General features: G+C 70.4%; 12 protein-coding genes. 7 read left to right on the forward strand and 5 right to left on the reverse strand.

Annotated features, from left to right (window positions below; genetic code table 11):
- Positions 1-14 precede the first annotated feature (14 nt).
- Together FPZ41_RS01790 and FPZ41_RS01795 are read right to left on the reverse strand one after the other, a co-directional pair.
- Positions 15-1,586: a sensor histidine kinase gene (locus FPZ41_RS01790; RefSeq protein WP_194235946.1), complete on the reverse strand. Its 1,572-nt coding sequence runs from the start codon at positions 1,584-1,586 to the stop codon at positions 15-17.
- 4 nt (positions 1,587-1,590) lie between these two features.
- Positions 1,591-2,268, reverse strand: a complete 678-nt coding sequence (locus FPZ41_RS01795) for a response regulator transcription factor (protein ID WP_152858198.1) — start codon at positions 2,266-2,268, stop codon at positions 1,591-1,593.
- Positions 2,269-2,438: 170 nt separating this feature from the next.
- Between FPZ41_RS01795 and FPZ41_RS46830 the strand changes: the two genes are divergently transcribed.
- Positions 2,439-2,972, forward strand: coding sequence for a hypothetical protein (locus tag FPZ41_RS46830; protein ID WP_194235947.1), 534 nt, complete (start codon positions 2,439-2,441; stop codon positions 2,970-2,972).
- A gap of 183 nt (positions 2,973-3,155) precedes the next feature.
- A complete protein-coding gene (locus FPZ41_RS01805; protein ID WP_228022354.1) occupies positions 3,156-3,923 on the forward strand; it encodes a phosphatase PAP2 family protein in 768 nt (255 codons plus the stop codon).
- Positions 3,924-4,170: 247 nt separating this feature from the next.
- Here FPZ41_RS01805 and nagB read toward each other — a convergent pair whose 3' ends face one another.
- The 3 genes from nagB to FPZ41_RS01820 all read right to left on the reverse strand — a co-directional run bounded on the left by nagB (position 4,171) and on the right by FPZ41_RS01820 (position 7,331).
- Positions 4,171-4,956 carry a glucosamine-6-phosphate deaminase gene (gene nagB / locus FPZ41_RS01810; RefSeq protein ID WP_152858200.1) on the reverse strand — a complete coding sequence of 262 codons (786 nt, stop codon included), beginning with the start codon at positions 4,954-4,956 and terminating at the stop codon, positions 4,171-4,173.
- A gap of 225 nt (positions 4,957-5,181) precedes the next feature.
- Entirely contained in the window at positions 5,182-6,549 is a 1,368-nt protein-coding gene (locus FPZ41_RS01815) for a 6-phospho-beta-glucosidase (protein WP_152858202.1), read from the reverse strand.
- Positions 6,546-7,331 carry a DeoR/GlpR family DNA-binding transcription regulator gene (locus FPZ41_RS01820; protein WP_322619713.1) on the reverse strand — a complete coding sequence of 262 codons (786 nt, stop codon included), beginning with the start codon at positions 7,329-7,331 and terminating at the stop codon, positions 6,546-6,548. The genes FPZ41_RS01815 and FPZ41_RS01820 overlap by 4 nt, the downstream gene beginning before the upstream one ends.
- 140 nt (positions 7,332-7,471) lie before the next feature.
- On the opposite strand from FPZ41_RS01820, the gene FPZ41_RS01825 reads away from it, so the two are divergent.
- The 5 genes from FPZ41_RS01825 to FPZ41_RS01850 all read left to right on the forward strand — a co-directional run bounded on the left by FPZ41_RS01825 (position 7,472) and on the right by FPZ41_RS01850 (position 13,345).
- Positions 7,472-8,419: a carbohydrate kinase family protein gene (locus FPZ41_RS01825; RefSeq protein ID WP_194235948.1), complete on the forward strand. Its 948-nt coding sequence runs from the start codon at positions 7,472-7,474 to the stop codon at positions 8,417-8,419.
- A gap of 275 nt (positions 8,420-8,694) precedes the next feature.
- On the forward strand, positions 8,695-10,080 hold the full coding sequence (locus tag FPZ41_RS01835) for an extracellular solute-binding protein (RefSeq protein ID WP_152858208.1): 1,386 nt from the start codon (positions 8,695-8,697) through the stop codon (positions 10,078-10,080).
- A 10-nt stretch (positions 10,081-10,090) separates the two neighbouring features.
- Positions 10,091-11,038 (forward strand): carbohydrate ABC transporter permease, encoded by a 948-nt coding sequence (locus tag FPZ41_RS01840; RefSeq protein WP_152858210.1) that lies wholly within the window; start codon positions 10,091-10,093, stop codon positions 11,036-11,038.
- Positions 11,035-11,856 carry a carbohydrate ABC transporter permease gene (locus tag FPZ41_RS01845; protein ID WP_152858212.1) on the forward strand — a complete coding sequence of 274 codons (822 nt, stop codon included), beginning with the start codon at positions 11,035-11,037 and terminating at the stop codon, positions 11,854-11,856. Before FPZ41_RS01840 ends, FPZ41_RS01845 begins: the two co-directional genes overlap by 4 nt.
- A 64-nt stretch (positions 11,857-11,920) precedes the next feature.
- Positions 11,921-13,345, forward strand: coding sequence for a COG1361 family protein (locus FPZ41_RS01850; protein ID WP_228022355.1), 1,425 nt, complete (start codon positions 11,921-11,923; stop codon positions 13,343-13,345).
- Positions 13,346-13,423 lie beyond the last annotated feature (78 nt).

A 13,423-nucleotide genomic window follows, 5' to 3' on the forward strand; every position in this document is an offset into this window, starting at 1 on the left:
CGTTACCCGTGGCATCACCGGCGGCGGCCGTTCGGCGTCATCGCGAGAGGGCGATCCCGGAGGCAGCGGGGGAGCGGCGCAGGTGGATGTGGGTGCTTGGCGCAGGGCAGCGCGCGTGTCGGGAAACGTTCCGGGCCAGCGCGAGCAGGTCCGTGACGGTGGTCTCCATGTGGTCCAGCAAGAGCGGCCGGGCGGCTTCCCGATAAGCGGCATACGGCGATCGGCAGGTGAACGACGAATCGGGCGCCGGGGTGGTTGTCCTCGACGTGGACGGTGCCCTGGTGGGCGGCGACGATGTCGTGGACGATGGCCAGACCGAGACCCGAGCCACCCTGGTCCCGGGCCCGGGCGGCGTCGAGCCGGGTGAATCGGCCGAAGACCCTGGTGCGGTCGGCGGCGGGTATGCCGGGTCCGTCGTCGGCGACCACCAGCTCGGCACGACCGCCGTCGGCGCTGAGCCTCACCTCGACGCGGTGGGCCGCGTGCCTTGTGGCGTTGTCCAGCAGATTGCGTACGGCGCGCGAGAGCGCGTGAGCGTCGCCGGTGACCCTGGCCGCGCTCACGGCTGATTCGTCCACCACGATCCGTGGGGTTTCCGGGCGGGCGCGGCTGACCTCGGTGAAGACGACGTCGTCCAGGTCGACGGTGTCCTTGCGGTAGACGGGGCGGGCGTCGAGACGGGCCAGCTGGACGAGGTCGTCGACCAGCCGGGACAGCCGCCCGGTCTCCGCGACCAGTTCGGGGCCGAGGGCCTCCCACTGTGTCTTTCCCGGATTCCGCGACGCCACGTCGAGCTGGGCCCGCAGGCTGGCGATGGGGCTGCGCAGTTCGTGGGCGGCGTCCGCGACGAACTCGCGCTGCCGCCGCCCCGCCGCGTCGAGGCGGCGCAGCAGGTCGTTGAGCGTTTCGGCGAGGCGTCGGAGCTCGTCCCTGGCCGGCGGCACGTCCAGCCGCCGGCCAGGATCGGAGGCGGTGATGCGGGCCGCCTGGGCCCGCAGGTCGTCGACGGGCCGCAGTGCCCGTCCCAGGATGAGCCACCCCACACCCGTGAGCAGGCCGACGACCACCGGCACGCCAAGGGCGAGAGCGGCGGTGAGCTCGGCGAGGCCGTGGTCCACGTCCGTCGTCGGCACGGCCACGTACACGGTGAGATCCCCGTGCCGTGGACCGGCGGGCAGCGCGACGGCACGCCAGGTGTCGGCCTCCTGGAGGGGGAGGCGGTGCACGGTGTGGGCTTTCAGCTGTCCGGACCGGGCGGGAGGGAACGAGAAGAGCCGGCCTTCCCCTTCGAGGTTGCCCGAGGCGGCCCGCACCGCGCCGCCACGGTCGATGACCTGCACCGCCGTGTCACCACCCGCGAAACCGCTCACGGCACGGGCGGGTCTGGCCGGGTCCAGCGCGGCGGCGATCAACTGCGCGCGTTGCGCGGCGGTCTGGTCGAGGCCGCGCAGGAGACTGGCGTGCAGCCAGGCGACCAGCAGTACGGCGGCGCCCGCCAGCCCGGCGGCGATCACCAGCCCCGCAGCCGCGGTCAGTCGCAGCCGCAGTGAATGCCCGGCCCACCAGCGCGCGAGTCGTCCGGCCATCGGCTCAGTCCCCCGTGGCCAGCAGCCGGTAGCCCGCGCCGCGGACGGTCTCGATGGTGTGGCGGCGGAACGGAACGTCGATCTTGCGCCGCAGGTAGCCGATGTAGACCTCGACGATGTTGGTGTCGCCGTCGAAGTTCTCGTCCCAGACATGGGTGAGGATGTCGGTCTTGCTGACCACCTCGTCCTGGCGCCGGAGCAGGAACTCCAGGAGCGTGAACTCCCGAGCGGTCAGGGGGATTTCCGTCTCGGCACGGTGGCACCGGCGCCGCGCCGGGTCCAGCGCGAGATCGCCGGCCGTGAGGACGGCGGGGCGCGCGGGGGCGCCGCGCCGTAGCAGCGCACGCAGACGCGCGACCAGCACGACGTAGGAGAAGGGCTTGCGCAGGTAGTCGTCGGCTCCGAGGTCGAGCGCGTCTGCCTCGTCGTACTCGCCGTCCTTCGCCGTCAGCATCAGGACCGGCGTCCACACCTCGGCCGCCCGGAGGCGTCTGAGCACCTCGTATCCGGACAGCCCGGGAAGCATGATGTCGAGCACGATGGCGTCGTACGGCTCGTTCCAGGCCTTCCACAGGCCGTCGGCACCGTCATGGGTGACATCGACGGCGAAACCCTCCTCGGCGAGCCCGCGTGCGATCGCCGCGGCGAGCCCGCGCTCGTCCTCGATCACCAGCACCCGCATGGCCGCCTCTCCGCCACTCTACGACGTCGACCGTAGGACCGGCCTGCTGAGAGGACGCTGAGGACATCTGCCGCTCTCAGCCTCCTCTCAGCAGGCGGGTCACAGGGTGGGGGGCCGTAGGGGACGTCCTCGGAGATCGCTCCGAACCCCTCCGGCACAAGGAGAAGCACATGATGAACATCCGACGCAGGGTCGCACTGCTGGGCGGCGCGGTGGTACTCACGACCGCCGGGGCCACCGGCGCTGCCATGGCCGCGTCCCACGCCCCGACCCCGTCCACCCCGGCTGCTGCCACTTCTTCGGCGGCCCCTGGAGCGTCCGACCCCACTGATCCGGGCGAGAACACCAGCGGCCCGGACCGGGACAACATTCAGCAGGGCGATCAGAGCGGCCAGGACCAGGGACGGGAAAAGGGCGAGGACCAGGGCAGGGAAAAGGGCGAGGACCAGGGCCAGGCAGAGGAGCAAGGCCAGGGCCGGGAGGAGGGGCAGGACAAGGGCAGGGCTGAGGACCAGGGCGAGGGCAAGGCTGAGGACCAGGACCAGGGCAAGGCTGAGGACCAGGACCAGGGCCAGGACCAGGGCCAGGGCGGTCAGGAGACCGAAGGTCAGGGCGAGGCTCCGGAGAACGGGCCCTCCGACGGCCCCGGCGGGCACGCCGACCCGTCGCAGACAGCCGACCATCAGCACGACGGAGAAGAGTGATCGGCACCACCTGAGCAGGCCGGGCGGCCCGGCGGGCGGCGAAGCCGTCCGTGGGCCCGCCCGGCCACAGGGCCGTCAGGGCGGTGCCTGCGCTGACGCCTGAGCAGATGGACGCACGCGCTCCCAACTCGTCCGACGCACGGGACGGCGTCGGGCGCCCGCGCGCCGCCGACCCTGAAGCGCATGACTAAGGTCGGCACCATGGAGCATCGGGCCGCATCCGTCACCCGACCTCGCCCGCGGCTCACGAGACCGCGGCGGCTCGTCGGCGCCGTCGGCGTGGCAGCGCTGACCGGGTTCGCCCTGCTGTCCGTGGTGGTGGCCGCCCGGGGCGGTGCGCCGCTCTCCGTGGACGAGGTCCTGCTGTCCTGGTCCGTCGAGCACCGCTCGGCCGTGGCGGTCACCGTCGCGCGAGCGGTGACCGCCACGGGGACCGGCGTCATCGTCTACGCGCTGGCGGTGCTCGCCGGAGTGATCGCCGGGCGCGGCGCACGGCAGCGGATCCTCGGCGTGTGCGTGAGCCTGGGCTGCCTGCTGGGCGCCCAGGCGCTGCGGCAAGTGCCGCTGCGGCTCATCGCCCGGACCCGTCCGCCGGTCCGGGACTGGGCGGCCCATGCGTCGGGGTGGGCCTTTCCCTCCGGCCACACGACCGCGGCCTGTGTGACGGCCGGACTGCTGGTCGTCGCGCTGGTTCTTCGCTCGCCTCCCGGTCGCGCGGCCCTCGTCGCCGCGGTCGGGTGCTGGGGTGTGGCGGTCGGCCTGACCCGCGTCTACCTGGGCGTCCACTGGTTCACCGACGTGGCCGGTGGCTGGCTGTTCGGTGTTGCGTGGCTCAGCGCGTGCGCCTGGGTCGCCGTGTGGCGCTTTCCCTCCGTGCTCGCCGGCCCGCAGGGTGAGCCGGGTCCGGCCCGGCGCTCCGACCCGCCCGGCACCGGCGACACGCCCCAGTGACCCCGGCCGAGGTATGCGGCCGGGTCGGCGCCCGAGACACTGCCCCGTATCTGCGGCGCACCCCCGTGCAACTCAAGAAGCTGGAACCGTACGGGGCCTCGCGCGCCAACACCCCCGCACCGACGGAACAACAGCGGCACCACCGATCGTGAGCGGTCCCTCGACGGTGCCGGTCGGGCGCCGGGCGTCGCGGCGAAGGCGAGGAGGGCGACCGGGGCTCGTCACCCCCGCCGGGACAGAACGCTCTTCAAATCTGCGGCCAGTCGGGCTTGTTGGCAAAGGCGTGGCGGAAGTAGTCCACGAGTTTCAGTTCGGACGCCGCGGCTTCGTCGACCACGACCGTGGCGTGCCGGTGCAACTGGAGAGCCGAGGCGGGGCACACCGCGGCGACGGGCCCCTCCACCGTCGCGGCGACCGCGTCCGCCTTGCCCTCACCCGTCGCGAACAGCACCAGGTGCCACGCCTGAAGGATCGTGCCGATGCCCTGGGTGATGACGTGGTGCGGCACCTGGTCGATGTCCCCGTCGAAGAACCGGGCGTTGTCCCACCGGGTCTGCTCGGTCAGCGTCTTGATGCGGGTGCGCGAGGCCAGCGACGAGCAGGGCTCGTTGAATCCGATGTGCCCGTCCGTCCCGATCCCCAGCAGTTGCAGGTCCACCCCGCCGGCCTCGGCCAGCGCCATGTCGTACGCCTCGCACGCCTCCTGCACGTCCTCGGCTGTTCCGTCGGGCCCCATGAACGCGTCCATGCCGATCCCGAGCGGCTCCAGCACCTCGCGCGTGAGAACCGAACGGTACGACTTCGGGTGCTCGGCCGGCAGCCCCACGTACTCGTCGAGCTGCGCGATCCGTGCCCGGGAGACGTCCACGGCGCCGGAGCGCACCTTGGCCGCCAGCGCCTCGGAGACGGGCAGCGGGGTCGAGCCGGTGGCCACGCCGAGCAGAGCGTCGGGCTTGCGCCGTAGGAGCTGTGCCATGGCCTCGGCGATGAGTTCGCCGCCCGACTCGGCGTCCGGAACGATGACAACTTCCATGCTGGGCCTGCCGATCTGGAGATGAGGCAACGAAGTCGGAGGGACCCGTGGCGAGTGAATCCGAAACGATGCCGTCGGACCCGGAGAGCGGCTGGATTCCGGGGCCTTCGCCGTCCGGGGCTGCGGGGCCGGCGTAGTGCACCGTCCGACTCAGGGAACGCCAAAGCCAACAGCCGGCCGAGGCATCGGCAGGTGCCCGACCGGTGCCTCGGCAAGCCCGTTCGGCTAGGACCTGGGGCTGTTGAACACCGCGGCCACTTCCGGGATGCGGTCGATGTAGCCGTCGAGCAGTTTGCGGCCGATGGTGACCGAGTCGACCAGGGGGTGGAGGGAGAAGGCCTTCGCTGCGGCGGCGCGGGAGCCGGTGGTGGCCGCACCGATGGTGAGGCGTTCCACCGCCTTGACCTGTTGCATCAGGCCGGCCTGGTGAAGGTCGGGCTGGGTGATGGTGAGCGGATGGACACCATTGGCGTCGACCGTGACGGGTACCTCGACGACCGCGTCGTGGGGGAGGGCGGAGACGGTGGTTCCGTTGCGCACGTTGAGGATCATCGTCGCGCGCTCGTTGCGGCTGATCGCGGCCATCACCGCCAGGGCGACACCGGCGTAGCCGTGGTGCGCGGGGTCCGGCCGGAAGTCCTCGTCGGCCTCGGCCTCTCCCTGTACGGCGCCCTTGGCCTCGGCCATGTAGTTGGCGCTGCGGTTGGCGACCGCCTCCCGCCACAGCGACACGGCCGAGCCGTCGGCCGCCTCCGTCACCCGCTGGTAGAACTCCCGCTGCTGACGGGCGAGGAACTCGCCGCGGGTCTGCGGGGCGTCGAGGATGGAGCGCACGGCGTCCCGGTTGAAGTAGTAGTAGTAGAGGTACTCGTTGGGGATCACGCCCAGGTCGCGCAGCCACTCGGTGCCGAAGACGACGCCCTCCTCCAGATCGCGGAGGCGTTCGTCGGCGAGCAGGCGGGGCAGGATGTCCTCGCCGTCGTGCAGGACGCGGCGCATCCAGCCGAGGTGATTGAGGCCGACGTAGTCGAACTGGGCCCGGGACGGGTCGAGGCCTAGGGTCGTGGCGATGCGGCGGCCCAGGCCTGACGGCGTGTCGCAGATGCCGAGGACGCGGTCGCCGAGGACGCTCTGCATCGCCTCGGTGATCATGCCGGCCGGGTTGGTGAAGTTGATGACGTAGGCGCGGGGGGCGAGGCGTCGCACCCGGTGCGCGATGTCGAGCATGACGGGTATGGTGCGCAGGCCGTAGGCCAGACCGCCCGGGCCGGTGGTCTCCTGGCCGAGGACGTCCAGGTCGAGGGCGACGCGCTCGTCGCACATCCGCCCGGCCAGTCCGCCCACGCGGATGGCGGCGAACACGAAGTCGCTGCCCTCCAGGGCGTCGTCGAGCGTCGTGGTGACCGTCACCCTGGGCGCGTCGGCGTGGCCGTCCGCGAACTGGGCGAGGGTCGCGGCCATCGCCTTGAGGCGGGCCGGGTCGGTGTCGTACAGCCACACGTCGTCGATACGGGGGGAGCCCTTGTCGCGCAGTAGGGCCTGGTAGACGTACGGCACGCGGAACCCGCCGCCGCCGAGGACGGTCAACTTCATGCGAGTATCACCTTTCCGTCCGCCTCTCGGCAGAGCTGGAGCGTGTTGGGGTCGGCACCGCCGGTGGTGATCAGGACGTCGATGTCGGAGAGCGAGCACACGCGCAGTGATCCGGTGCCGGGGAACTTGGTCTCGTCGGCGACCAGGACGACCTTGCCGGCTGTCTCGATCATGGCCTGTTTCAGGGGTGCCTCGACGGCCATGTTGTCCACCACGTGGCCGCCTGGCCGCACTCCTGTGCAGCTGAGGAACAGCAGGTCGGCGCTGACCTGGCGCAGTGCCTGCTCGGTGAGGGAACCGACCAGGGACTGGTAGTTGCGGCGCAGCACGCCACCGAGCATCACCAGCCGTACGGCGTCGTCGTCGCGGAGTTCGTCGAGCACCGCCAGGCTGCTGGTGATGACCGTCACGGGGCGCCCCCGCAGCCGCCGGGCGATCGCCCGAGGCGTGGTGCCGATGTCCAGGACGATCACGCTGTTGTCCTCGACCAGCTTGACGGCTTCCTCGGCCATCGCGTCCTTCAGCGCCTCGTCACGCGAGGCGACGATGTCGAACGGGATCTCGTCCGCCGCCTCCTCGGCGGCGGGTTCCGCGGACCCACGCAGTGACAGGGCGGCACCACCGTAGGTGCGGACCAGTTCGCCATTGCGGTCGAGGAGCGTCAGGTCCCGGCGGATCGTGGACTCGCTGACCTGAAGGTGCTCAGCGAGTTCGCGTACCGAAGCCACCCCGGTCGACCGGAGCGACTCCACGATCTGCGCATGCCGTTTGCTTGAAGTCACGCAACGAAGATAGCACCGCATGACTGAAGTCAGTCATGCACGCGAGAAACATCGTCGTTACTGACTGACTCTTGTCATTCCGTGCAGGTGGTGCTCATAGTTGGGCACTTGGCTGGTCGCACCGGAGAGAGGCGGTCCCCGTGCTCGATGTGCTCTTCGCAGGCGAGGTCTTCTGTGACCTCGTTTTCGGCGGCATCCCGCACCTGCCCACCCCAGGAACCGAGGTGTACGCCGACCGGTTCGCCGTCTCCGCCGGGGGAACCGCGACCCGCAGCGTCGCCGCCGCCCGACTGGGTCTGCGGACCGGACTGTTCGGAGTGATCGGCACCGACCTCTTCGGCGAGCACCTCGCCGCCCGGCTCGCAGCCGAGGAGAACCTGGATCTGACCTGGCTGCGCCGCGACCCTTCCGTACACACCCCCGTCACGGCCGCGGTGACCCACGGACACGACCGGGCCTTCCTCACCTACGAGGAGGAGGGCGCCCGCCGCCCCGAGGTGTGGGAGGGCGAACTGCCCCCCACACGCTTCCTGCAGCTCGGCATCGGGGGACCGCTGCCCGGCTGGGCGGCCGAACTCCGCGCCCGGGGCACGCGGGTGGTGGGCGGCGTCGGCTGGGACCCCACCGGCCGCTGGCCGCACGACGTCCTCACCCGGCTCGCCGAGATCGACGTGTTCGTCTGCAATGCCGTCGAAGCGACGAGCTACACCCGTACGAGCACGGTCGAGGAAGCCGTGAAGGTCCTGGCCGACCTTGTGCCCGACGTCGTCGTGACCGACGGTGCGAACGGCGCGGTCGCGGTGGACGGCGCCACCGGCGAGCTCGTCCGGGTTCCCGCTCCCCGTGTGCCGGCCGCCGACCCCACCGGCGCCGGTGACGTGTTCACCGCGGCGTTGATCACCGGCCTGGACCACGGCTGGCCCCTGCCCACCCGGCTCCGCTTCGCCGGACTGTGCGCCGCCCTGTCCGTGCAGAGCCTGGGCGGTGCGAGCAGCGCACCACGCTGGGAGGCGGTCAACGCCTTCCTCGAACGCACCTCCGGAATTCCGGACGCGGACCTCGCCCGCATCCGCGCCGCCATGCCCTAGGGGGTGTTTCGAAAGTCCCGCACAGCACCCACGGCGCCCGGCACGCACTCTCGCCGCACCGGCCGAAAGCCCAAGTACGTCCAGTACGAGGGCTTTCGCCCGGCACGCCGAGAGCACGCACCGGACACCGCGGGCACCGCACAGGACTTTCGAAACACCCCCTAGCAGCACACGCCCGGGTCATGCTCCCGCACGCACCGCGCACTCCGACTCCGAAGGACACCGCCCCTCAGTTTCCCGGACGACCGCTCCACCAGCCCCAGGAGGAACCTCCCATGACCGAGAGAACCTCACGCCGTACGCGGCGGCGCGTCATCGCCGCGGCGGCGCTCGCCACCGGTGTCCTCACCGGCATGGCGGCCTGCGCGCCCGGCCAGGGCAGCGGCTCGTCCGCCGACAGCACCAAGAGCGCGGGCCCGGTCTCCACCGATCCGGCCAAGGCGGGCAAGGTCACTCTCACCGCGTGGGACCAGAACACCGACCCGGGCACGAACGCCTCCAGCGAGGCGCTCAACGAGGCGTTCATGAAGAAGTACCCGAACGTCACCATCAAGCGCGTCTCCCGGTCCTTCTCCGACCTCAAGACGACTCTGAAGCTCGCCCTGTCCTCCGCCAACCCGCCCGACGTCGTCCAGGCCAACCAGGGCTACCCCGACATGGGCGCCTTCGTGAAAGCAGGGCTTCTGCAGCCCGTGGACAGGTACGCCAAGGCCTACGGCTGGAACACCTCTTTCCCTTCCCAACTGCTCGACCTCAACCGCTTCACCTCCGACGGCAGGACCTGGAAGACGGGCAACCTGTACGGCGTCTCCCAGACCGGTGAGATCGTCGGCATCTACTACAACAAGGCGAAGCTGAAGGCGCTGGGCCTGGCCGTCCCCACCACCCTCCCCGAGTTCGAGACCGCTCTCGCCAAGGCCAAGTCGTCGGGACTGCAGCCCATCTCCTACGGTGACGCCGACAAGAGCCCCGGCATCCACCTCTTCGGCGTCGTCCAGGCCGCCACCGCCGGCAAGGAGGAGGTCCGGAAACTCGTCTTCAACGAGGGCGACGCCAAATGGACCGATCCGGGGACCCTCAAGGCCGCCACCACCCTGCGCAGTTGGGCCGACAAGGGCTACCTGGGCTCCGGCTTCAACGGCCAGAGCAAGGACCAGGCCGTCGCCGCCTTCGCCGGGGGCAAGTCCCTGTTCCTCGTGGACGGCACCTGGCAGGCCGCCGTCGTCGCCCCGAAGATGAAGACGAACGTCGGCTTCACCGCACTCAGCCCCGCCACCGGACAGCCTCCCCTCACCCAGGGCGGCCAAGGCCTCGCTTGGGCAGTCACCTCCACGTCCAAGCACCCGGACGTGGCCGCCGCGTACATCAACTTCCTCGTCGACAACAACGGTATGAAGGTTTCCGCCGACAACGGCAACCTGCCCGCCCTGCCGCCCGCCGACTACAAGCCGGCCTCCGGCACCGTCGCCGCCGACGTCCTCACCCAGTGGAAGTCCGTGAGCCAGAAGGACGGCCTGCTGCCCTACCTCGACTACACCACCCCCACCTTCTACGACACCCTCACCGCCGCCGTACAGGAACTGACGGCCGGACAGCTCACTCCCAAAGCGTTCACCGACCAACTCCAGTCCGACTACTCCTCGTTCCAGAACAGCAGGTAGGCCGCATCCCATGGCTGTCACCGCACCCCGCCCGACGGCACGCAACCGCCTGGCCGGCGCCCCCACAGGGCGGTCGGCCCGGCGCCGCGGTCGCGTCCAGTGGAAGGGCTACCTGTACGCCCTTCCCGCCCTGACCGTCCTCACGGTCTTCCTGCTGGTCCCGCTCGGCCAGTTGGTCCAGATCTCCCTCTACCACTGGGACGGCGTGTCCGCCTCCACATGGGCCGGGCTCACGAACTACACCGACATCGCCCGCGACCCCCAGCTACGCGCAGGCTTCCTGCACGCCTTCGTCCTGATCCTGTTCTTCTCGGTCATTCCGATCGCGCTGGCCCTGCTGCTCGCCGCCGTCACCACAAGGGCCGGCCGACTCCGGGGCGTCTCGGTCTTCAGAGCGATGATCTTCCTTCCGCAGGTGGTCGCCATGGTCGTCACGGCCACCGCCTGGACGGCGATCTACGCCCCCGACGGCGTGCTGAACGCCGCGCTGCGCACCGTGGGCATGGAGGCGGTCACGCGCCCCTGGCTCGGAGACTTCTCCACCGCGCTGCCCGCCGTCGGACTCATCGGCACCTGGCTGCAGATCGGCCTGTGCCTGGTGCTGTTCATCGCCGGCATCGGGCAGATCCCGACGGAGCTCTACGAGGCCGCCAAGATCGACGGCGCCGGAGCAGTACGGGAGTTCTTCGCCATCACCCTGCCCGGCCTGCGAGGACAGATCGCGGTCGCGCTCACACTCACCGTGATCGCCGCCCTGCGCACCTTCGACCTGGTCTACGTCGCCACTCACGGCGGCCCCGGCAACGCCACCAGCCTGCCCGCCTTCGAGGTCTACAACCGGGCCTTCGGCACCGGCCAGGTCGGCTCGGCCTCTGCCATCGCCGTCGTCCTGACCGCGGTGATCCTGCTCCTCACCTTCCTGATCACCAAGCTGCAGCCCAAGGAGGACGGGACATGATCTCCCGTCGGGAACGCGCGCTCAACTACGCCATCCTGACCGTTTTCGCCGCGCTGGCCCTGGTACCGCTGCTCGGCGTGGTGGCGTCCGCGCTGACCCCCGCCGCGCAGTCGTCGCCCTCCTTCACCTGGCCGGACCGCCTCGACCTCGGCAACTTCGCCACGGCCTGGAAACAGGGCCACTTCGCCACCTACCTGACCTCCAGCCTGCTGGTCGCGGTGTCGGTGGTGGTGCTGACGGCCACCCTGGCGATCCTGGCAGGCTTCTCCTTCGCCCACTTCGACTACCCCGGCCGCTCGCTCCTCTTCTACGTCACCCTGATCGGGCTGATGGTGCCGCCCGAGGCCTTCGTCATCCCGCTGTACTTCAACCTGCGCGACACGGGACTCACCGACTCCTACTGGTCGTTGATCCTGCCGCAGACCGCCCAGTCCCTCGCCTTCAGCGTCTTCTGGATGCGCAACTTCTTCCGCTCGGTACCGGCCGGCATCATCGAGGCGGCACGCCTGGACGGGGCGTCGGACTGGCGGCTGCTGTGGCGGATCCTGGTGCCCACCAGCCGTCCGGCGCTGCTCACGATGGCGATGCTGGTGTTCATGTGGACCTGGAACGAGTTCCTGCTCCCGCTGGTCATGATCACCGACGAGAACAAGCGCACCGCACCCCTGGGCCTGGCCTTCTTCCAGAGCGAACACACCACCCAGTACTCCCTGCTCGCGGCAGCCTCCATCATCGTCGCCCTGCCGGTCGTCGCCCTGTACGTCTTCCTGCAACGCCACTTCATCTCCGGGATGCTCTCCGGAGCGGTGAAGGGCTGAAGTCGCACGGGTGCACAACCAATCGAGTCATCCGTAAGTCGGTTTTGGCATGACACGTCTTCGCATGTCCCTACCTGCCCGGGCCGCACTCGCGTCCTCACTCACCGCCTCCGTACTGCTGACTTTGGGCGCGGCAGGGCCCGCGTCCGCCGACAGCGACCAGCTCTGGACGTACTCCGAGCCGTATGAGTTGGTCCTGCCCGGCGCATACGAGGACGGGTCTGCGCCGGAGCGGACCGTCGCACTCAAGGTCACGCACGACAACGCGGACAACCAGGTCGGCGCCGGACGGATCAGCGTGGACGCGGGGGACCTGGCCGCGTTCGCGAAGGTCACCTGGCCCGCCAACTGCGCGCCCGAGACCGGCGCCACCGCTGTCTGTGACGTACCGGCGCTCACCGGCTCCGAGCCAGTGACCGCCGCCGTGCTCAAGGTCAGCGCGCTGCCGGATGCCCCGGAGGGCACGGAAGGTAATGTGCGCTACACCGCTGTCGCGGGCGACCTGACGTCCCCCCAGGGCGAGACCCGGGTGACCGTCGGCAATGGCCCCGACCTGGCTCTCAGTGAGTCGCCGCGACAGGACGGCGTCACCCCCGGCTCCAGGATCACGGTCCCCGCCACTCTCGGCAACAACGGCAACCGCACCGCGGACGGCGCTCTGCTGCACCTGTTCGCCTCCCGCGGCCTTACCTTTGCCCAGCGGCCCGCGAACTGCGAGTACCGGGACGAGGAAAGGGGAACCGAGGCACTGTGTGTGCTCGACGGGCCGATCGCCCCCGGCCAGTCGTTCGCACTCAGCAGCCCGCTGAAGGTCGGCACTAACGCCCTGTACGAGCGGTACGACTACTCCGTCGAGCCCTACTCCGACGAGGCCCTGGAAGCGGCCCGAGCCGGCAGGACGTACACGCGGGGTACGGGAGCCGAGTTGAAGCCACAGCCCGCACAGGCCCGTCCCACGGTCGCCGCCGGGACCCCCGTCCCCGATCTGGACCCCCAGGACAACAACCGTGCCGTGATCATCCACGCTTCGAACACCGCCGACCTCAAGCTGATCGGCAGCCGGACCGAAGGCGCGGTCGGCGACACCGTACGGGCCGACGTCACGGTCAGGAACCGCGGCCCGGCCTGGATCGCCTCACTCGGCGCGGGCGAGCCCGCGGCCACCGTCGACGTTCGCATCCCCTCGGGTACGACCGTCACCGCCAAACCCGAGGCCTGCTACGCACGGACCAAGAACGGCGAGTGGCTGGAGGAGCAACTCGGCGCACCCCGCTACTACTGCACCACGCCGATCTACCTGAACGAGCGCGCCACCCACGCCTTCTCCTTCGACCTGCGCGTCGACCGTGAAGGCACGTTCCGGTCCAGGGCGGCCATCAACAACGACCAGTACGAGCCGCCCATCCGCTCCTTCGATCCCAACCTGGCCAACAACTCCGCCGCTCTCGTCGTCAAGGGCCTGGCACCGAACGGGTCGCCGTCTTCGTGACGTCCTGAACTGTCACGGCGCGTCGGGCACCGCCTCGATCTCGCCGTGCCTGGCGGCCTCGTATCGGGTCTGGCTCCG

The organism is Streptomyces acidicola, from assembly GCF_009377235.1.
Lineage (GTDB): Bacteria > Actinomycetota > Actinomycetes > Streptomycetales > Streptomycetaceae > Streptomyces > Streptomyces acidicola.

Coding starts and splice junctions, on each gene's coding strand:
- FPZ41_RS01790 (WP_194235946.1), bottom strand. CDS start 1,586: ATGGCCGGACGACTCGCGCGCTGGTGGGCCGGGCATTCACTGCGGCTG.
- FPZ41_RS01795 (WP_152858198.1), bottom strand. CDS start 2,268: ATGCGGGTGCTGGTGATCGAGGACGAGCGCGGGCTCGCCGCGGCGATC.
- FPZ41_RS46830 (WP_194235947.1), top strand. CDS start 2,439: ATGATGAACATCCGACGCAGGGTCGCACTGCTGGGCGGCGCGGTGGTA.
- FPZ41_RS01805 (WP_228022354.1), top strand. CDS start 3,156: ATGACTAAGGTCGGCACCATGGAGCATCGGGCCGCATCCGTCACCCGA.
- nagB (WP_152858200.1), bottom strand. CDS start 4,956: ATGGAAGTTGTCATCGTTCCGGACGCCGAGTCGGGCGGCGAACTCATC.
- FPZ41_RS01815 (WP_152858202.1), bottom strand. CDS start 6,549: ATGAAGTTGACCGTCCTCGGCGGCGGCGGGTTCCGCGTGCCGTACGTC.
- FPZ41_RS01835 (WP_152858208.1), top strand. CDS start 8,695: ATGACCGAGAGAACCTCACGCCGTACGCGGCGGCGCGTCATCGCCGCG.
- FPZ41_RS01840 (WP_152858210.1), top strand. CDS start 10,091: ATGGCTGTCACCGCACCCCGCCCGACGGCACGCAACCGCCTGGCCGGC.
- FPZ41_RS01845 (WP_152858212.1), top strand. CDS start 11,035: ATGATCTCCCGTCGGGAACGCGCGCTCAACTACGCCATCCTGACCGTT.
- FPZ41_RS01850 (WP_228022355.1), top strand. CDS start 11,921: ATGTCCCTACCTGCCCGGGCCGCACTCGCGTCCTCACTCACCGCCTCC.